The organism is Burkholderia sp. Bp9012 (assembly GCF_003853825.1).
Taxonomy (GTDB): Bacteria; Pseudomonadota; Gammaproteobacteria; order Burkholderiales; family Burkholderiaceae; genus Burkholderia; species Burkholderia diffusa.
This window is the reverse complement of sequence record NZ_QTQA01000008.1, coordinates 251,943-270,221: the sequence shown is the minus strand read 5'-3', so window position 1 is coordinate 270,221 and position 18,279 is coordinate 251,943. Positions and strand designations below refer to the sequence as shown.

At 68.4% G+C, this 18,279-nt stretch carries 15 protein-coding genes and 1 pseudogene; 12 read left to right on the top strand and 4 right to left on the bottom strand.

The window, feature by feature from the left end:
- Positions 1 to 40: 40 nt before the first annotated feature.
- The 6 genes from DIE11_RS13705 to DIE11_RS13680 all read left to right on the top strand — a co-directional run bounded on the left by DIE11_RS13705 (position 41) and on the right by DIE11_RS13680 (position 8,554).
- Positions 41 to 1,489, top strand: coding sequence for an aldehyde dehydrogenase (locus DIE11_RS13705; protein WP_124624604.1), 1,449 nt, complete (start codon positions 41 to 43; stop codon positions 1,487 to 1,489).
- Positions 1,486 to 3,393 carry a feruloyl-CoA synthase gene (locus DIE11_RS13700; protein ID WP_124624602.1) on the top strand — a complete coding sequence of 636 codons (1,908 nt, stop codon included), beginning with the start codon at positions 1,486 to 1,488 and terminating at the stop codon, positions 3,391 to 3,393. The genes DIE11_RS13705 and DIE11_RS13700 overlap by 4 nt, the downstream gene beginning before the upstream one ends.
- Before the next feature lie 142 nt (positions 3,394 to 3,535).
- Positions 3,536 to 4,741, top strand: a complete 1,206-nt coding sequence (gene mhpT / locus DIE11_RS13695) for a 3-(3-hydroxy-phenyl)propionate transporter MhpT (RefSeq protein ID WP_124624599.1) — start codon at positions 3,536 to 3,538, stop codon at positions 4,739 to 4,741.
- A gap of 66 nt (positions 4,742 to 4,807) precedes the next feature.
- Entirely contained in the window at positions 4,808 to 5,956 is a 1,149-nt protein-coding gene (locus tag DIE11_RS13690; RefSeq protein WP_059604750.1) for a porin, read from the top strand.
- 28 nt (positions 5,957 to 5,984) lie between these two features.
- Complete coding sequence (locus DIE11_RS13685; RefSeq protein WP_124624596.1) at positions 5,985 to 7,709, top strand: tannase/feruloyl esterase family alpha/beta hydrolase; 1,725 nt, start codon at positions 5,985 to 5,987, stop codon at positions 7,707 to 7,709.
- Between the two features lie 227 nt (positions 7,710 to 7,936).
- Positions 7,937 to 8,554 carry a PolC-type DNA polymerase III gene (locus DIE11_RS13680; RefSeq protein WP_124624593.1) on the top strand — a complete coding sequence of 206 codons (618 nt, stop codon included), beginning with the start codon at positions 7,937 to 7,939 and terminating at the stop codon, positions 8,552 to 8,554.
- 9 nt (positions 8,555 to 8,563) lie between these two features.
- Here the strand turns inward: DIE11_RS13680 and DIE11_RS36860 are convergent.
- Positions 8,564 to 8,686 (bottom strand): annotated as a pseudogene (locus tag DIE11_RS36860) (AsnC family transcriptional regulator); the annotation flags it as partial.
- 103 nt (positions 8,687 to 8,789) lie between these two features.
- Complete coding sequence (locus tag DIE11_RS13670; RefSeq protein WP_124624590.1) at positions 8,790 to 9,503, bottom strand: GntR family transcriptional regulator; 714 nt, start codon at positions 9,501 to 9,503, stop codon at positions 8,790 to 8,792.
- Between the two features lie 172 nt (positions 9,504 to 9,675).
- On the opposite strand from DIE11_RS13670, the gene DIE11_RS13665 reads away from it, so the two are divergent.
- The 5 genes from DIE11_RS13665 (at position 9,676) to DIE11_RS13645 (ending at position 15,731) form a co-directional block, all read left to right on the top strand.
- Positions 9,676 to 10,974 carry an MFS transporter gene (locus tag DIE11_RS13665; protein ID WP_124624587.1) on the top strand — a complete coding sequence of 433 codons (1,299 nt, stop codon included), beginning with the start codon at positions 9,676 to 9,678 and terminating at the stop codon, positions 10,972 to 10,974.
- Positions 10,975 to 11,025: 51 nt separating this feature from the next.
- Positions 11,026 to 11,754: an aspartate/glutamate racemase family protein gene (locus DIE11_RS13660; RefSeq protein WP_059604763.1), complete on the top strand. Its 729-nt coding sequence runs from the start codon at positions 11,026 to 11,028 to the stop codon at positions 11,752 to 11,754.
- A gap of 10 nt (positions 11,755 to 11,764) precedes the next feature.
- The gene (gene hydA / locus DIE11_RS13655) at positions 11,765 to 13,180 is read left to right on the top strand and encodes a dihydropyrimidinase (RefSeq protein WP_124624584.1); all 1,416 of its coding nucleotides are present in this window, start codon (positions 11,765 to 11,767) and stop codon (positions 13,178 to 13,180) included.
- A 65-nt stretch (positions 13,181 to 13,245) separates the two neighbouring features.
- A complete protein-coding gene (locus DIE11_RS13650; RefSeq protein ID WP_124624581.1) occupies positions 13,246 to 14,442 on the top strand; it encodes a serine hydrolase in 1,197 nt (398 codons plus the stop codon).
- A 71-nt stretch (positions 14,443 to 14,513) separates the two neighbouring features.
- Positions 14,514 to 15,731: a serine hydrolase gene (locus tag DIE11_RS13645; RefSeq protein WP_226115254.1), complete on the top strand. Its 1,218-nt coding sequence runs from the start codon at positions 14,514 to 14,516 to the stop codon at positions 15,729 to 15,731.
- A gap of 57 nt (positions 15,732 to 15,788) precedes the next feature.
- Here DIE11_RS13645 and DIE11_RS13640 read toward each other — a convergent pair whose 3' ends face one another.
- Positions 15,789 to 17,147, bottom strand: coding sequence for an aspartate aminotransferase family protein (locus DIE11_RS13640; protein WP_124624576.1), 1,359 nt, complete (start codon positions 17,145 to 17,147; stop codon positions 15,789 to 15,791).
- Positions 17,148 to 17,530: 383 nt separating this feature from the next.
- Between DIE11_RS13640 and DIE11_RS13635 the strand changes: the two genes are divergently transcribed.
- A complete protein-coding gene (locus DIE11_RS13635) occupies positions 17,531 to 17,710 on the top strand; it encodes a hypothetical protein (RefSeq protein WP_311767584.1) in 180 nt (59 codons plus the stop codon).
- Between the two features lie 59 nt (positions 17,711 to 17,769).
- Here the strand turns inward: DIE11_RS13635 and DIE11_RS13630 are convergent, their stop codons facing one another.
- Complete coding sequence (locus DIE11_RS13630) at positions 17,770 to 18,276, bottom strand: GNAT family N-acetyltransferase (protein WP_059604778.1); 507 nt, start codon at positions 18,274 to 18,276, stop codon at positions 17,770 to 17,772.
- Positions 18,277 to 18,279: the final 3 nt, after the last annotated feature.

Sequence of the window (18,279 nt, the reverse complement as noted above, 5' to 3'; positions counted from 1 at the left end):
GCCGACGCAATCGACAGAGACAGGCAAGGCAGGAGACGACATGACCGACAGACGGATGCTGATCGCCGGCGAGTGGTGTACCGCCCGCGACGGCCGAACCTTCGACCGATTCAACCCCGCGACGGGCGCGCTCGCGTCGCGCGCGCCGGCGGCCGGCCTGGCCGACGCCGACGCGGCGATCGATGCCGCGCACCGCGCATTCCCCGCATGGGCGGCGCTCGCGCCGACCGAGCGGCGCCGCCGGCTGCTGAAGGCGGCCGACCTGATGGACGCACGCATCGACGCGTTCATCGCGACCGGCGTTGCCGAAACCGGCGCGACACCCGGCTGGCTCGGCTTCAACGTGACGCTCGCGGCGAACATGCTGCGCGAGGCCGCGTCGATGACGACGCAGATCGACGGCGACGTGATTCCGTCCGACGTGCCCGGCAATCTCGCGCTCGCGATGCGCGTGCCGTGCGGCGTCGTGCTCGGCATCGCGCCGTGGAACGCGCCGGTGATCCTCGGCACACGCGCGCTGGCGATGCCGCTCGCGTGCGGCAATACGGTCGTGCTGAAGGCGTCCGAAGCGTGCCCGGGCGTGCACGCGCTGATCGGCGCGGTGCTGGATGACGCCGGGCTCGGCGCGGGTGTGGTCAACGTGATCACGCACGCGGCGGCCGACGCACCCGAACTCGTCGAGCGGCTGATCGCGCATCCGCACGTGAAGCGGATCAACTTCACCGGGTCCACGCACGTCGGGCGCATCATCGCGCGCCATGCGGCCGCGCACCTGAAACCCGTGCTGCTGGAACTCGGCGGCAAGGCGCCGGTGCTCGTGCTCGACGATGCCGATCTCGATGCGGCCGTCGACGCGATCGCGTTCGGCGCGTTCTTCAACCAGGGGCAGATCTGCATGTCGACCGAACGCGTGATCGCCGCGCGGCCGGTCGCCGATGCGCTCGTCGAACGGCTGACCGACAAGGCGCGCACGCTGGTCGCCGGCGATCCGCTGGCGGGCCATGCGCTCGGCACGATGGTCGATGCGGCCGCGGCCGCGCGTGCCGCGTCGCTCGTCGAGGATGCGCGTTTGCACGGCGCGCGCCTGCCGCTCGGCTGCCGGATCGAGGGCGCGACGATGCAGCCCGCGATCGTAGACGGCGTCACGCGCGACATGCGGCTTTATCGCGAGGAATCGTTCGCGCCGGTGGTGGCGATCCTGCGCGCGGACAGCGACGACGAAGCCGTCGCGCTCGCGAACGACAGCGAGTTCGGGCTGTCGGCGAGCGTGTTCAGCCGCGATATCGCACGCGCGATGACGGTCGCGCGCCGGATCGAATCGGGGATCTGCCACGTCAACGGGCCGACCGTGCACGACGAGGCGCAGATGCCGTTCGGCGGCACGAAGGCGAGCGGCTACGGCCGCTTCGGCAGCCGCGCGTCGATCGCCGAATTCACCGAGCTGCGCTGGATCACCGTGCAGACCACACCGCGTCACTACCCGATATGAGCGAGCCGACGATGAATGTTGCGACGCCCGCGAGCGGGCCGGCGAACGACACGGACGGCGTGCGCTATCGCGCGGCGGCCGTCGCGGTCGGCTCGGCCGAAATTCGTCGCGCGGAAAACGGCACGTGGTACCTGCGCTCGCGCGAACCGCTCGGCGACTATCCGACGCGCCTGACCGACTGCCTCGTGCGCGGCGCGCACGCGCATCCCGACCGCGTGCTCGCCGCGCGGCGCGGCGCCGACGGCCGCTGGATCGAGATCACTTACGCGCGGATGCTCGAACGCGCCCGCGCGCTCGGCCAGGGCCTCGTCGATCTCGGGCTGTCGGTCGAGCGGCCGCTCGCGGTGCTGTCCGGCAACGATCTCGAGCATCTGCAGCTGATGTTCGCGGCGATGCTGGCCGGCGTGCCCTATGCGCCGATCTCGCCCGCGTATTCGCTGGTGTCGACCGACTACGGCAAGCTGCGTCACACGCTCGGCGTGCTGCGGCCGGGCGCGGTGTTCGTCGCCGAACGCGCGCCGTTTGCGCGTGCGCTCGACGCGACGCTGCCGGCCGATGCGGCGCTGATCGTCGCGAACGATGCGGATGCGGAAACCGGCGCGGCGGGCGGCGTCGTGCCGCTGTCGCGCCTGCTCGCGACCGTACCGCGTACGATCGACGCGATCCATGAAGCGATCGGCCCCGATCATCTCGCGAAGATCCTGTTCACGTCGGGTTCGACGAAGCTGCCGAAGGCGGTGCCGACCACGCACCGGATGCTGTGCAGCAACCAGCAGATGCTGCGCCAGACGATGCCCGAGCTGACGCGCGAACCGCCGGTGCTGGTCGACTGGCTGCCGTGGAATCACACGTTCGGCGGCAGTCACAACCTCGGCATCGCGCTGTACAACGGCGGCACGCTGTACATCGACGACGGCCGCCCGATGCCGGGCCGCTTCGACGAAACCGTGCGCAACCTGCGCGAGATCGCGCCGACGATCTACTTCAACGTGCCGAAGGGCTGGGAAGAGTTGACGGCCGCGCTCGAGCGCGATGCCGTGCTGCGCGACACGTTTTTCTCGCGCGTGAAGCTGTATTTCTTCGGCGGCGCGGGGCTGTCGCAGGCCGCGTGGGATCGGCTCGACCGCGTGACCGACGCGCATTGCGGCGAGCGCATCCGGATCATGGCCGGCCTCGGGATGACGGAGGCGTCGCCGTCGTGCCTGTTCACGACCGGGCCGCTGATGCGCGCCGGCTACATCGGCCTGCCCGCGCCCGGCTGCGACGCGAAGCTCGTGCCGTGCGGCGGCAAGCTCGAACTGCGCTTCAAGGGGCCGAACGTGATGCGCGGCTACTGGCATGCCGACGTCGATCCGCGCGATGTGTTCGACGAAGAGGGTTATTACCGCAGCGGCGACGCGGGCGTCTTCGCCGATCCGGCGCGGCCGGAACTCGGGCTGCTGTTCGACGGCCGGCTGACCGAGGATTTCAAGCTGAGCAGCGGCACGTTCGTCAGCGTCGGGCCGTTGCGGGCGAACGCGGTGTCGAGCGGCGCGCCGTACGTGCAGGACGTGGTCGTCACCGGGATCAATCGCGACGACATCGGGCTGCTGGTGTTTCCGCGCATCGACGCGTGCCGTGCGCTGGCGGGGCTCGCAGCCGATGCATCGGTTTCCGACGTGCTGCGCGCGCCGGCCGTGCGCGCGGCGTTCGCAGCATGGCTCACCGGGCTGAACCGGCATGCGAGCGGCGGTTCGACGTTCGTCGCGCGCATCCGGCTGATCGACACGCCGCCGTCGCTCGATCTCGGTGAAGTGACCGACAAGGGTTCGCTGAACCAGGCGGCCGTGCAGAAGCATCGCGCGGCGACGATCGACGCGCTGTACGACCCGGCGCGACGCGATCCCGACGTGATCTACGCGTAAGCAGAAGCAAACCGAAGCAAGCAGGAACAACGACCTGCCGGCCACGATACCGGCAGGCATTCTTGCGGCCAGTGAATCAGGCTGCCTGATAAGGTCGGCCGGTACGGGCCGACCGACTACAAGACATGGGACTGGAGACACGATGAACACTTACGTTGCCGAAAAACCCACGGTCGCGACCACGCTCGCGCTGTGTTTCGCGATCGCACTCCTCGAAGGGCTCGACCTGCAGTCGGTCGGCGTCGCCGCGCCCCGCATGGCGCGCGAATTCGGGCTTTCCGTGTCGCAGATGGGCATCGCGTTCAGCGCGGGCACCTTCGGGCTGCTGCCGGGCGCGATGCTCGGCGGGTGGCTCGCCGACCGGATCGGACGCAAGCGCGTGCTGATCGCGTCGACCGTGCTGTTCGGACTGCTGTCGATCGCCACCGCGCAGGTATCGACCTTCGCGATGCTCGTCGTCGTGCGCGTGCTGACCGGCATCGGCCTTGGCGGCGCGATGCCGAACCTGATCGCGTTGTCGTCCGAGGCGGTCGAGCCGCGCTCGCGCAGCAGCGCGGTGGCGACGATGTACTGCGGCATCCCGTTCGGCGGCGTGATCGCGTCGCTGATCGGCGTGCTGCTCGCCGGCGACACCGAATGGCGGCACATCTTCTACGTCGGCGGCGTGGGGCCGCTGCTGCTCGTGCCGCTGCTGGCGTTGTTCCTGCCGGAATCGCGCGCGTATCTCGACGTCGCCGGCACGCCGGCCGCGCGCACCAGCGTCGCGCGCACGCTGTTCGGCGACGGCCGTACGACGTCGACGGTCGCGCTGTGGGTCAGCTACTTCTGCACGCTGATCGTCCTCTACTTCCTGTTGAACTGGCTGCCTTCGCTGATGGCCTCGCGCGGGCTCGATCGCGCGCACGTCGGCCTCGTGCAGATCGCGTTCAACGTCGGCGCGGGGCTCGGCGCGCTCGGCATCGGCGCGGCGCTCGACCGGATGCGCGCGTCGCGCGTGGTTGGCGGCATGTATGTCGGGATCGTGCTGTCGCTCACCGCGCTCGCGGCCGCGCCCGGTTTCGCGTCGCTCGCGGCGGCCGCGTTCGCGGCGGGGATGTTCGTGGTCGGCGGGCAGTCGGTGCTGTATGCGCTCGCGGCGATCTATTACCCGACCGCGATGCGCGGCACCGGCGTCGGCGCGGCGGTGGCAGTCGGTCGGCTCGGTTCCGTCGTCGGGCCGCTCGCGGCCGCGACGCTGCTGGCCGCCGGCCGCAGCGCGCCCGTCGTGATCGGCGCGAGCATCCCCGTCACGCTCGTCGCGGCCATCGCCGCGCTGGTGCTGATTCGCCGCCCGCAAGCGAGCGACTGACGTTTCGTTTTTATCCATGCGCGCCGACAGAGCGCGCAATTCATCAAGGTCTGGAGACGCAACGAAATGAAGACGAAGACAAGGAACGGCCTGCTGGCCGCCGGCGCGTGCTGCGCGCTGGCCGCGCCGGTTGCGCACGCGCAGTCGAGCGTGACGCTGTACGGGATCATCGACACCGGCGTCGAGTTCGTGTCGCACGCGAACGCCGCCGGCGACCACGTCGTGCGCATGCCGGGCGTGACGGGCGAGCTGCCGTCGCGCTGGGGCCTGCGCGGCACCGAGGATCTCGGCGGCGGCTACCAGGCGGTATTCACGCTCGAAAGCGGCTTCAACGTGCGCGGCGGCGATCTCGGGCAGGGCGGCAGGCTGTTCGGGCGGCAGGCGTTCGTCGGGCTGAAGAGCGGCTTCGGCACGCTCGCGTTCGGCCGCCAGTACACGATGACCTATCTCGCGCTGCAGGGCGCGGACATCATCGGCCCCGACATCTACGGGCTCGGCTCGTTCGACGCATACGTGCCGAACGGCCGCGCCGACAACGCGGTGACCTACGTCGGGACGTATCGCGGCGTGACGCTCGGCGCCGCGTATTCGTTCGGCCGCGACGGCGCCGGCACCGGCAACTCGCCGGGGCAGGGCACGTGCGCGGGGCAGGTGCCGGGTGATGCCGTCCAGTGCCGCAACTGGTCGGTGATGCTCAAGTACGACAGCGCGTATTTCGGTGCGGCGGCGTCGTACGAGGAGCAGCGCGGCGGCACCGGCGCGGCCGCGAATTTCTTCGACGGCGTGGCGCCCGTCCCCTTCACCAGCAGCGGCGGCAAGGACGCGCGCACGCACGTGAGCGCCTATGCGCAGGCGGCCGGCGCGAAGATCGGCGCGGGCTGGATCGGGCGGCGCGTGTCGACCGGTTCGCCGGCCGCGCCCGGCGCGCATTCGGACCTGTTCTTCGTCGGTGCGTCGTATGCGATCAAGCCCGACTTCGTCGTCGACGGCGAGGGTTACCGGATCGTCAACAGCGCGCACGACACGCGCGCGACGATGGCCACGCTGCGCGCGACCTATCTGCTGACCAAGCGCACGGCTGTCTATGCGCAGTCGTCGTATCTGTGGAACAGCGCGCATGCACGCTACGCGGTCAGCGGCGGCGGGCCCGGCACGACGCCCGGCGCGGGGATGGGGCAGCTCGGCGCGATGGTCGGCGTGCGGCACATGTTCTGATCCGGCAGCCTGACGAACGGGAGCTATCTTGAACAGAAAATCTGCATTCCTTTGCATTGCACCGCTGTCGGCGGCGACCATGCTCGCCGGGTGCGGCGGCGACGATTCGGTCAGCGCCACGCCGACGCACCTGAGCGCCGCGACGCCGGCCGCGATGACGCAGACCTGCGACGCGCTTGCCGCGAAGCTGTCGTATGCGAACACGTCGTTCACGTCGGTGACGACCGCGGCCGCCGGCGCGCTGACGGTGGCCGGCAAGCCGATCGCCGAGCACTGCGTGATCGACGGGAAGATGAACGAGCGCGTGAGCGCGGTCGACGGCAAGACCTATGCGATCGGTTTCGAGATGCGCTTGCCGAAAGCGTGGAACGGCCGCTTCTTCTACCAGGCGAACGGCGGGCTCGACGGCAACGTCGTGACCGCGACCGGCGAGATCGGCGGCGGCGGACCGCTGACCGACGCGCTGAACATGGGCTTCGCGGTGATCAGCTCGGATTCCGGGCACAGCGCCGCGCAGAACCCGCTGTTCGGCGTCGATCCGCAGGCGCGCATCGACTACGGCTACGGCGCGGTCGACGCGCTCACGCCGATGGCGAAGCAGGTGATCCGGCTTGCATACGGCAAGGCGCCCGACCGCAGCTATTTCGGCGGCTGCTCGAACGGCGGCCGTCATGCGATGGTCACGGCTGTGCGCAACCCGGCCGACTACGACGGCATCATCGCGGGCGACCCGGGCTTCCATCTGCCGAAGGCGGCAATCGGCGAGATGTACGGCGCGCAGCAGTTCGCGAAGATCGCGTCGGCGACCGGCTCGAACGGGCTGCCGGACATCCGTAGCGGCTTCACCGACACGGAGCGCCGGTTCGTCGGCGCGACGATTCTCGACAAGTGCGATGCGCTCGACGGCGCGGCCGACGGGATGGTGCAGGACGTCGCCGCATGCCAGGCGCATTTCAGCGTCGAGACGGACATCCCGACCTGCGCGAACGGCACGCGTACCGGCACCTGCCTGACGATCGCGCAGAAGAGCGCGCTCGAGAACGTGTTCGCGGGCGCGCGCAACAGCGCGGGCACGGCGCTCTATGCGAGCTTTCCGTACGATCCGGGCATTGCCGGCGGCGGCTGGGCCGCGTGGAAGCAGTCGAATTCGATCACGCTCGACCCGGCCGCGATGGCGTTCACGTTCATGACGCCGCCGAAAACCGCCGCGACGCTCGCGAACCTCGCCGGCTTCGCGCTCGGCTTCGACATGGACAACGACGCGCCGGCGATCTTCGCGACGAACGGCCCATACACGCAATCCGCGTGGTCGTTCATGACGCCGCCCGACGAGACCAACCTGTCCGCGCTGAAGTCGCGCGGCGCGAAGCTGCTGGTCTATCACGGCACCGGCGACCCGGTCTTCTCGTACAACGACACGAGCGACTGGTACGGGCGGCTCGCGCAGGTGAACGGCGGCGACGCGTCGGACTTCGCGCGCTTCTATCCCGTGCCGGGCATGAACCACTGCTCGGGCGGGCCGGCAGCCGACCAGTTCGACATGCTGACGCCGCTCGTCGCGTGGGTCGAGCAGGGGCAGGCGCCCAAGGCGATCGTCGCCGCGGCGCGCGACACGACGAACGCGGTGCCGAATGCGGACGTGCCGACGTCGTGGGGAGCGGGGCGCACGCGTCCGCTGTGTCCGTATCCGCAGGTCGCGCGCTACAACGGGTCGGGCGACGTGAACTCGGCGGCGAGCTTCAGTTGTCGCTGACGTAGCGGGCGTGTGAATGTACCGATGCGCGGGTGCATCGGTGCATTCACCGTCGTTTTGCAGGGGAAGTGGCGATCGTGCCGGCCTGAACGGAAGCGGCGATGCGCCGCGCACGACGATGGCGTTTGCCGCCGGACGCCGCATCCGGGGATACTATGGCGCTTTTCCATCGGCGCGACGCGTCCTGATCGACGTTGCCCGCCAGGTATCCTTCCTCTGATTCGACCATGCAAACCGTTGCGGTACTCGACTTCGAAACAACCGGGCTTTCCCCGAACATGGGAGACAGGGCGACCGAGATCGCCGTGATTCTTCTGCGCGACGGCGAGATCGTCGACCGCTACCAGAGCCTGATGAACGCGGGGCGCCGCATTCCGTCCGACGTCGTCGCGCTCACCGGAATCACGAATGAGATGATTGCGTCGGCGCCGCCGGTGTCGAAGGTCATGAAGGAAGCCGCCGCATTCGTCGGAAGCCACCCCGTCGTCGCGCACAACGCCGGCTTCGACAAGCGATTCTGGCAGGCCGAGCTCGGCATGCTCGGCATGGCGGCCGAGCATGCGTTCGCGTGCACGATGCTCGTCGCGCGGCGCATCTACCCGCACGCTCAAAGTCACCGGCTGTCGAGCCTCGCCGACATGCTGCGGCTGCCGAAGGCAGGCCGTGCGCACCGCGCGATGGTCGACGCGGAGATCGCGAGCCATCTGTGGTGCCGGATGCAGCGCGACATCGGCGAGACTTACGGGCTGCGACAAGTCGATCACGGGCTCATGTCGCGATTGCAGGCGACGAGCAAGGCCAAGGTCGCGATGTTTTTCGGTTCATTGGCCGCCGACCGTCGCTGACGTCGATCGTCACTCGCCGATCTCCACCGGCACTTCGAGCCCGACCTTCACGCGGCTCACGCTCACCAGCGTCTTGAACCGCTTCACGTTGTTGTTCGCGAAGAACAGCTCGCGCGTGAGCGCGTGGTGCCGATGGCCGGTCGGTGCGCGCTATTTCGCGGAAGTGGCGCGGCGCGCGTTGAAGGCGGTGTAACGGGCGTCAGGCCGCCGGAACAGGGCGGCTGTCACGAAGCGCTTACGCTTCGGCCGCCCGCTTGCCCGGCGCGTCGGCCGTGCTCGTGCGATCGAGGATCGCCAGCACTTCGCGCGCGGTGTTCTCCGAATGGCTGCGCAGCACCTGCGGCAGCTGCGTGTGGTCGGGATCGGCGAGCGCGGCCATGATGGCTTCGTGCTCGTGCAGCGATTCGGCCCAGCGCAGCGTGTCCGCGTTCGCGGCGCCGCGTGCGCGGTGCACCTTCGACATCAGCGACGCATAGATGCCCGACATCACCGGGTTGCCCGCCGCGTCGACGATCATCTGATGAATCTGCTGGTTCAGCCGGAAATATTCGACGCGCTTGCCGGCCTCGTGGCACTCCACCATCCGCCGGTGCTTCGCCTGCAACGCGGTGAGCGTCGACGCGGCGATGCGCTTGCGCAGCAACTCTCCCGCCATCGCCTCGAGCCCGTGCAGCAGCTCGAACGTCGATACGAGATCGTCGACGTCGATCGGTGCGACGCGATAGCCGATGTACTGGCGATGCGTGACGGCGCCCTCCGCGACGAGGACCTTCAGCGCTTCGCGCAGCGGCGTTTTCGACACGTCGAACGCGAGGCTCAGTTCCTTTTCGTCGATCCGCGCGCCGGGCGGCAATTCGCCTTCGTCGATCATCACGCGCAGGCGCGCGGCGATCTCCGCGGCCATGCCGCGGGTGCGCAGAAGCAGGGGATTGCGGGGTGTCTGGCTCATGATGGGGCAAGCTTATCACGATATCGGGGCTTACCCTGCACCATCTTAGTGATACAACAAATTCAATTAAACCAAGTGTTTACGCTAACGGTAATTATAAATTTCTAATCCTATACTCGGCTCCACGTTGCGCGACGTCCTGACCATCCTCGTTCACTCCTGGAGTCCGTCCATGTCTTCAACCTCCGGTGTCGCCGCCATGACGGTCGGCAAATCCGCCGTCCGCTGGAAGATATTCGTCGTCATGCTGAGCCTCATCGCGATCAACTACGTCGATCGCGCGTCGCTGTCCGTCGCCATGCCTTACATCTCGCAAGAGTTCAACATCGGGCCGGCGATGGAGGGTCTGATCCTCAGTTCGTTCTTCTGGACCTATGCGGTGATGCAGATCCCGGGGGGGATGCTGGCCGACCGGTTCAAGCCGCGCATCGTGATCGCGACGGCAACCGTGTTCTGGGGCTTCTTCCAGGCGATCGCCGCGCTGTGCACGAACGCGCCGTCGCTGTTGCTCACGCGCCTCGGCCTCGGCGCGTCCGAAGCGCCGATCTATCCGGCCGGCGGCAAGCTCAACGCGATCTGGATGACGCAGACCGAGCGCGGTCGCGGCGCCACGCTGCTCGACGGCGGCGCGCCGCTCGGCGCGGCCCTGGGCGCGGTACTGATCGCCGGGCTGATCGCGCTGCTCGGCTCGTGGCGGCTCGCGTTTGCGGTCGCCGGTGTCGGCACCGTGCTGGCCGGTTTCCTCGCGTGGTACTACATCCGCAATACGCCGCGCGAGCATCCGGGCGTCAACGATCTCGAAGCCGACTACATCGAGGCGTCGCACGCGAGTGATCTCGCGGCCGAGCCGGCCAATGCGTCGGGCCGCTCGCGCGATTTCTTCAAGTACCGCTCGGTGTGGTGCATGTTCTTCGGCTGGATGTGCTTCAACAGCGTGTTCTACGGGCTGCTCACGTGGATGCCGAACTACCTGCACAAGGTGCACGGCTTCGACATCAAGCAGATGGGCGGCTCGACCTTCATCATCTTTTTCTGCGGCTTCGTCGGCGAGCTGCTCGGCGGCTGGATCGCCGACAAGTGGAAGGCCGCGGGCGGCCGTCCGAACGTCGTGATGCGCACGCTGTTCGGCATCGCGGCCGTGATCGCGACCGTGTCGATCTTTTCCGTCGCCTACGTGAAGAGCCCGGTCGTGTGCGTCGCGCTGCTGTCGTCGACCCTGTTCTTCCTGCGTTGGTGCGGGCTGTACTGGTGCATTCCGTCGTCGCTCGGCACGCGCAACAAGATCGGCTTCCTCGGCGGCTTCATGAACCTCGGCGGCAACATCGGCGGCATCACCGTGCCGATCGTCGTCGGCACGATCGTGCAGTTCACCGGTTCCTATTTCCTTGCGCTGATGGTGTTCGCGGCGGCCGGCGTCGGCCTGCTCGTGTGCTCCAGCGCGATCGACTACGAAAACAAGCTCCCGGTCTGACCGACCACTTTCACTGCATCGACTGCATTCACTGGTAGAGAGAAATCCATCATGAAGAAACGTACCCTGCTCGGCATGCTCACCCCGTCGTCCAACACGTCGCTCGAACCGCTGACGAGCGCGATGGTCGCCGGCCTGCCGGGCGTGTCCGCGCACTTCGCGCGCTTCCCGGTCACCGAGATCTCGCTGACGGGCCAGGCGCTCGGCCAGTTCGACGACGACAAGATCATCCAGGCCGCGATGCTGCTCGCCGACGCGAAGGTCGACGTGATCGCGTGGAACGGCACGTCGTCCGGCTGGCTCGGCTTCGAGGCCGACGAGCGGCTGTGCCAGCGCATCACCGAGGCGACGGGGATTCCCGCCACGACCTCCGTGCTCGCGCTCAACGAGATCCTGAAGAAGACCCACGCGCACGAGTTCGGCCTCGTTACGCCGTACCTCGACGACGTGCAGACGAAGATCGTCGACAACTACCGCCGCTCGGGGCTGAACTGCATCGCCGAGCGCCACCTGAATCTCAAGGTCAATTTCTCGTTCTCCGAAGTGACCGGCGACCAGATCGGCGGGATGGTGCGCGAAGTCGCGAAGGCCGGCCCGCGCGCGATCTCGATCTTCTGCACGAACCTGAACGCCGCGCACCTGGTGCCGGCGCTCGAGGAAGAGACGGGCATTCCGATCTACGACACGATCTCGACCGTCGTGTGGAAGTCGCTGCAGCTCGCCGACTACGACACGCGGCAGGTGAAGGGCTGGGGGCGTCTCTTCAGCGACGTGATCTGAGGCGCGCGCCATGTCGAACGATCTCGATTTCGTGATCCGTCACGCGGACGTCGTGACGGCGGCGGACCGGTTCTCGTGCGACATCGGCATCCGCGCGGGGCGCGTGGCCATGCTCGGCCACGGGCTCCCGCGCGCGCCGCGCGAGCTCGACGCGACCGGGATGCTGGTGATGCCGGGCGGCGTCGATGCGCATTGCCATCTCGACCAGCCGATGCCCGACGGGCTGAAGATGGCCGACGACTTCCTGTCCGGCACGCGCTCCGCGCTGTGCGGCGGCACGACCACCGTGGTGCCGTTCGCCGCGCAGGCGAAGGGGCAGTCGCTGCAGGCGGCCGTCGACGACTATCACCGGCGCGCGGAAGGGCGCGCGCTGATCGACTACGGCTTTCACCTGATCGTCGCCGATCCGACGCCGCACGTGCTGGCCGAGGAACTGCCGCGGCTGATCGCGAACGGCTACACGTCGTTCAAGGTGTACATGACCTACGACGACCTGAAGCTGAACGACCGGCAGATGCTCGACGTGCTGTCGGTCGCGCGCGAGCACGGCGCGCTCGTGATGGTGCATGCGGAGAACTCGGACTGCATCGGCTGGCTGACCGAGCGGCTGCTCGGCGACGGCCACGTCGCGCCGCATTTCCACGCGCATGCGCGGCCGGCGGTGGTCGAGCGCGAGGCGACGCATCGCGCGATCGCGTTCGCGGAACTCGTCGACGTGCCGATCCTGATCGTGCATGTGTCGGGTGCCGAGGCGATCGAGCAGATCCGCTGGGGGCAATCGCGCGGATTGCCGATCCTGGCCGAAACCTGCCCGCAGTACCTGTACCTGACGGCAGCCGATCTCGGCCATGGCGGTCACGACGGGTACGAAGGCGCGAAGTGCGTGTGCAGCCCGCCGCCGCGCGATCCGGCGAACCAGCAGGCCGTGTGGAAGGCGTTGAAGCAGGGCGTGTTCTCGGTATTCTCGTCCGATCACGCGCCGTTCAACTACGACGATCCGTGCGGCAAGCATCCGGGTGGGCATGCCGTGTCGTTCGACCATATCCCGAACGGAATTCCGGGGCTCGAGACGCGCTTGCCGCTGCTGTTCGACGGCGTGCGCAAGGGGCACCTGTCGCTGCACCAGTTCGTCGAGCTGACGTCGCTGCGGCCCGCGAAGCTGTACGGGCTGTATCCGCGCAAGGGGACGATCGCGGTCGGCGCCGATGCGGATATCGTCGTGTGGGACCCGGACAAGCGCGTGCGGATCGCGAATGCGTCGCTGCATCATGCTGTCGACTACACGCCTTATGAAGGGATCGAGGTGACGGGCTGGCCGCGTCATTGCCTGTCGCGCGGCGAACTGCTCGTCGAGGATGGCCGGCTGCTCGCCGCAGAGCCGGGGCGCGGGCAGTTCCTGCCGGCCGGCAAACCGTGTCTCGACTGACTTCACGGCAATTTGATGTGACGCTCCGCCGACAACGGCGGATGCGCATTTCCACAGGAGCAAGCATGAGCATTTCCCACGCAATGCGCGGCATCGCGGCCGCCGCGATCGTCGCCGGGTCGTGCGGCGGCCCGGCGCTGGCCGCGGGCGGCGGGCCGCAGGACCTGCCGAGCGTCGTGCCCGAAGCGGCCGGCGTCGATTCCGCGCCGCTCGTGCGGATGTCCGAATGGCTGCGCCGCGACCGGATGGACGTGCGCAGCCTCGTCGTCGTGAAGGACGGCAAGATCGTGTTCGAGCGCTACGGTGACGGCCTCACGCGCGACAACAACTACGAGTTGTATTCGGTGACGAAGACGATCACCGCGCTGCTCGCCGGCATCCTCGACGGCGAGGGCAAGCTCGGCCCGTCGACCAAGGTCGCGCCGCTGATCGCGGCCGCGCGGCCCGATCTCGCGAGCGAACTCGCGGACAAGCAGGATATCGAGCTGCGGCATCTGATGTCGATGTCGAGCGGCTTGCGCTACACGACGCGCGAAGGCACCGATCCGCTGTACTACGACGCGCCCGACCGGTTGCGCGTCGCGGTGACGAGCCGGGCCGCGCAGCCGCCCGGCGCGCATTTCGACTACATCGACGTGAACCCGGTGCTGGTCGGCACCGCCGTGTCGATCGCCGCGCGGGAGCGCGAGGACGACTTCGCGCGCAAGCGGCTGTTCGAGCCGCTCGGCTTCGCGCATTACCGCTGGAGCGGCGCCGACGGCACCGGCGCGGTGGCGGGCGGCTGGGGCCTGCGGCTGCGCGCCGTCGACATGGCGAAGATCGGCATGCTGCTGCTCGACAACGGCCGCTGGAACGGCAAGCAGGTCGTGCCGGCCGGCTGGGTCCGGCAAATGACCACGCCGTCGCCGGCCGCGGCCGACTACGGCTATTACTGCTGGATCAGCCACGTCGTCGAACACGGCACGCCGGAATTCGGCGCGATGGGCTTCAAGGGGCAGTTCATCACGGTGCTGCCCGCGCAGCGTGCGGTCATCGTGATGACGAGCCTGCTGCCGACCGACGGCGGCTTGCGCGACGCGACCTATCTGAACCTGTATCGGCGGATGGTCGGCGACTACATCCTGCCGGCGCTTGCGCCCGCGCAGCCGCCGGTCGAGCGCGCGGAAACCACGCAGGCGCTGCGCGACGAACTCGCGCGCAGCCGTCGCACGAAAGGCGTGCCCGGGACCGCCGCCGCGTTCAACGATGCGCCGGAGATTTGATGAGGATTGCAAATTTCATTGACCGTTTGTCCATGTGGCGTCGCGATGGGCGGCGCCCGGCGGCGCCTTTCATGCGACGGCTGCTCGCGCGGGTTGCGGCGCTGCTGATCGGCGGCGGCGCGCTGGCGTCGGCGCCGGTGCTATCCGTGGCGCACGCGGCCGATGCGCTGCCGCCGCTGCATGAAACCGGCATCGCGGCGGCTGCGCCGGAAGACGTCGGCGTGGATTCGCGCAAGCTCGTCGAGCTGTCGCGCTGGATCCGCGAGCAGAAGCTCGACGTGTACAGCCTGCTCGTCGTGAAGGACGGCAAGCTGATCTTCGAGCGCTACGGTGCGAACGCGTCGCGCGATTCGACCTACGAGCTGTATTCGGTGACGAAGGCCGTGACGTCGCTCGTCGCGGGCATCCTGGTCGATCGCGGTGCCGTGCATCTCGACGAGCCGGTGGCCGCGCGGCTCACCGCGTGGCGCCCCGATCTCGGCGACGCGCTCGCGGACAAGCGCGACATCGAGCTGAAGCACGTGCTGTCGATGTCGAGCGGCCTGCATTACGACTTCAGCCCGAAGGACGATCCGATCTACTACACCGCGCCGGACCGGCTGAAGCTCGCCGCGTCGGCCGCGCCGAAGGTAGCGCCCGGCGCCGCGTTCGAGTACACCGACGTGAATCCGATCCTCGCATCGGCGATGTTGAGCGCGGCGGCCGGCGAGCCCGTCGAGCGCTATGCGCAGGCGCACCTGTTCGGCCCGCTCGACATGAAGCGCGCCGCATGGGAGCGCGCGGACCGCACGGGGCTCGTATCGGCCGGCTGGGGGCTGCGGCTGCGCGCGGTCGACATGGCGAAGATCGGCATGCTCGTGCTCGACGGCGGGCGCTGGCAGGGGCGCCAGGTCGTGCCGCAGGCGTGGATCGCGCAGATGACGTCGCCGCGCGTGTCGCCGCATTTCGGCTACTACTGGTGGATCAACAACATCGTCGAGCGCGAGCCCGAATTCGACGCGATGGGCTTCAAGGGGCAATTCATCACGGTGCTGCCGAAGCGCAACACGGTGATCGTGATGACCGGCGTGCTGCCGGTGGACGGCGGCCTGCGCGACGCGGAGAACGTGAAGCTGTTCCGGCGGATGGTGAACGGCTACATCCTGCCGGCGCTCGATGGCGCCGCCGCGTCGGGGCAGCGGGTCGGCGGCGGCGATCCGCGTGCGGCGCTGCGCGACGAGCTTGCAGCGAGCGCGCGCACCGCAGGCGTGCCCGGCACGCAGGTCGATCCGACGGATTTGCCGAAGTAGCGCCGGGCGTGCGTTCGGCTTGCCGCTGCGGGCGAGCCGAACGGCCGCCGCATCACGTCACGCCAGTTCGCCCAGGCATGCGTCGAACCGCGCGACGAGCGTATCGACGTCGTCGGTCGTCGTCTGCGGGCATACGAGCATCATGTTGTGGAACGGCGTGATCAGCACGCCGCGGTTCAGCAGGTACAGATGCACGATGTGCTCGAGCTCGCTGTCGAGCTGTTCGCCCGCAATCGTGCCGTTGCGCGGCGGCACGGGCGTGAACTGGAACTCGGTGCGCGCGCCGATGCGCGTCACGCACCATGGCAGCCCGTGTTTCGCGATTGCCCGTTCGAGCCCGGTCGCGAGCCGCGCGGCCAGTTCGAACATGTGCGCATACGCGGCATCGGTCGCGACTTCGGCGAGCGTCGCGCGCATCGCGTGCATGGCCAGCATATTCGCGGTGAGCGTCGTGCCGATCCCGGAATGGCCGGGCGGCGCGTTCAGCTTCGCCTCTTTCGCGCGCTCCGCGAATTCGGCGCTGAACCCGTAGACCGCGCACGGCACGCCGCCCGCGATCGGCTTGCCGACCACCAGCGCGTCCGGTTCGAGGCCGTGCGCGGCCGCGTAGCCGCCGGGGCCGCTGCTGATCGTGTGCGTTTCGTCGATCACGAGCAGCGTGCCGTAGCGGCGCGTCAGTGCGCGTGCGGCTTCCCAGAAGCCCGGATCGGGCAGCACCATCCCGATGTTCGTCATCGCCGGCTCGGCGAGCACGCACGCGACGTCGCCGTCCTTCAGCGCCGCTTCGAGCGCGTCGAGATCGTTGAACTCGACGACGCGCGTGTTCGCGAGCAGATCGTAGGACTGCCCGAGCAGGCTGTCGCGCTGCACCGGGCGGCCGTCCACGAGGTCGACGAACACGTCGTCGACCGTGCCGTGATAGCAGCCGTTGAACACGACGATCGTGTTGCGGCCGGTGGCCGCGCGCGCCCAGCGCAGCACGAAGCGGTTCGCGTCGCTCGCGCTCAACGCGAATTGCCAGACGGGTAGCTTGAAGCGGCGCGCGAGTTCGCGCGAGACCCACGCGGCGTCCTCGCTCGGCAGCATCGTCGTGTAGCCGCGCGTCGCCTGTTCGGCAAGTGCACGCGCGACCGGCTCGGGCGCATGGCCGAACATCGCGCCGGTGTCGCCGAGACAGAAGTCCGCGTAGCGATGACCGTCGACGTCGGTGAACGTCGCGCCGCGCGCCTCCTTCACGACCAGCGAGAACGGCGTCGACCAGTCCTGCATCCAGTGCAACGGCACGCCGAACAGCAAATGCTCGGACGCTTCCGCGGACAACGCGCGGGAGATCGGCATGGCTTCGGTGAATGCACGGCGCTCGCGATTGAACAGCGCGCGGGCGCGGATGAGGTCGACTCCGTGGCGGGTCTGCAATTGAGGCTCCTGTGACGGGTTTGCATGGACGGGTGATGCCTCCGAGAGCTTGTCATATTCCATGCGCGCGGTCGATTCGGGCCTGACCGCGTATCCATCAGACATCGAGTTTCTGCGCATAAAGATACGACAACATATGTCTTTTCTCTGTCACTGAGAAGTGAGTGTGCGCACACATTCCGGCGAAGGCAGCTTTGAAACGAGGTAAGCGACAGATGCATCCTCGATTTCGATCACGGCGAGGCTTTGCCGTGTGGTGCGACGACGTATGAATGGAGGTCCGCCGCCTGGCGTGTCGATACCCCAACCATTGAAGGAATGCCCATGGCCGCAAACCGCTGCCGTTCGCCTTCGTCCGTCCGATCGCCTTCGCCGCAGCAGAGGTGTCGTGCCGCGATTTCATCGGCTGGACCAGCGCACTCGCAGGCGGCGCTGTGCTCGGCGGACCGCTCGCGGCCACACGAGCATTGGCTGCCGGCACCGTGCCCAACGCGGCGGTTGACCTGACGAACGTGACGATCGCCGGGCAGGCTGTCAACACGACGATCATCGACAAGCGATGACGTAACGACGTGGAGGGGCGTTCGCGTGCGACCGGCCAAGGGCGCGCGAACGCGACGCGTCATGCCAGCGTTTTGACCATGTGGTGTTCGTCGTAGAAGCGGCCGTCGACGAACAGCGAACGCGGTTCCGTGCCGAACCGGACGAACCCCCGCGACGCGTACACCCGTTCCGCGGCGCCGTTGATTTCATTCACGCACAGGACCAGTTGCATGCACTGCCACGCTTGCGCTGCGTGCGCGGTCGCGTTGTCGAGCAGCGATTGCGCGATGCCGCGCCCGCGATACGCGGGGTCGACGAACACGCCCCAGATCGTCGCCTTGTGCGCGACCTTGGCACGCGCATCGCGGCGCACGCCCGTGATGCCGACGAGCGTTGCGTCGTCGAACGCGCCGAACACGGCGCGCTCGTGGGTTGGGGTGATGCGCGTCGCGAATTCGTCGACCGGGACGCGTGCTTCTTCGTCGCGGGTCGGCAGGAACGAGGTCGGCGACGTGTCGACCGCGCGGAGGCGGACGGACTGGAATTGCGCCGCGTCGGCGGCGTCGAGCAGGCGGATCGTGATCATCGG

Bases quoted from the DNA above. Each gene is read 5' to 3' on its own strand.
- DIE11_RS13705 (WP_124624604.1), top strand. From the start codon at position 41: ATGACCGACAGACGGATGCTGATCGCCGGCGAGTGGTGTACCGCCCGC.
- DIE11_RS13700 (WP_124624602.1), top strand. From the start codon at position 1,486: ATGAGCGAGCCGACGATGAATGTTGCGACGCCCGCGAGCGGGCCGGCG.
- mhpT (WP_124624599.1), top strand. From the start codon at position 3,536: ATGAACACTTACGTTGCCGAAAAACCCACGGTCGCGACCACGCTCGCG.
- DIE11_RS13690 (WP_059604750.1), top strand. From the start codon at position 4,808: ATGAAGACGAAGACAAGGAACGGCCTGCTGGCCGCCGGCGCGTGCTGC.
- DIE11_RS13680 (WP_124624593.1), top strand. From the start codon at position 7,937: ATGCAAACCGTTGCGGTACTCGACTTCGAAACAACCGGGCTTTCCCCG.
- DIE11_RS13670 (WP_124624590.1), bottom strand. From the start codon at position 9,503: ATGAGCCAGACACCCCGCAATCCCCTGCTTCTGCGCACCCGCGGCATG.
- DIE11_RS13665 (WP_124624587.1), top strand. From the start codon at position 9,676: ATGTCTTCAACCTCCGGTGTCGCCGCCATGACGGTCGGCAAATCCGCC.
- DIE11_RS13660 (WP_059604763.1), top strand. From the start codon at position 11,026: ATGAAGAAACGTACCCTGCTCGGCATGCTCACCCCGTCGTCCAACACG.
- hydA (WP_124624584.1), top strand. From the start codon at position 11,765: ATGTCGAACGATCTCGATTTCGTGATCCGTCACGCGGACGTCGTGACG.
- DIE11_RS13650 (WP_124624581.1), top strand. From the start codon at position 13,246: ATGAGCATTTCCCACGCAATGCGCGGCATCGCGGCCGCCGCGATCGTC.
- DIE11_RS13645 (WP_226115254.1), top strand. From the start codon at position 14,514: ATGCGACGGCTGCTCGCGCGGGTTGCGGCGCTGCTGATCGGCGGCGGC.
- DIE11_RS13630 (WP_059604778.1), bottom strand. From the start codon at position 18,276: ATGATCACGATCCGCCTGCTCGACGCCGCCGACGCGGCGCAATTCCAG.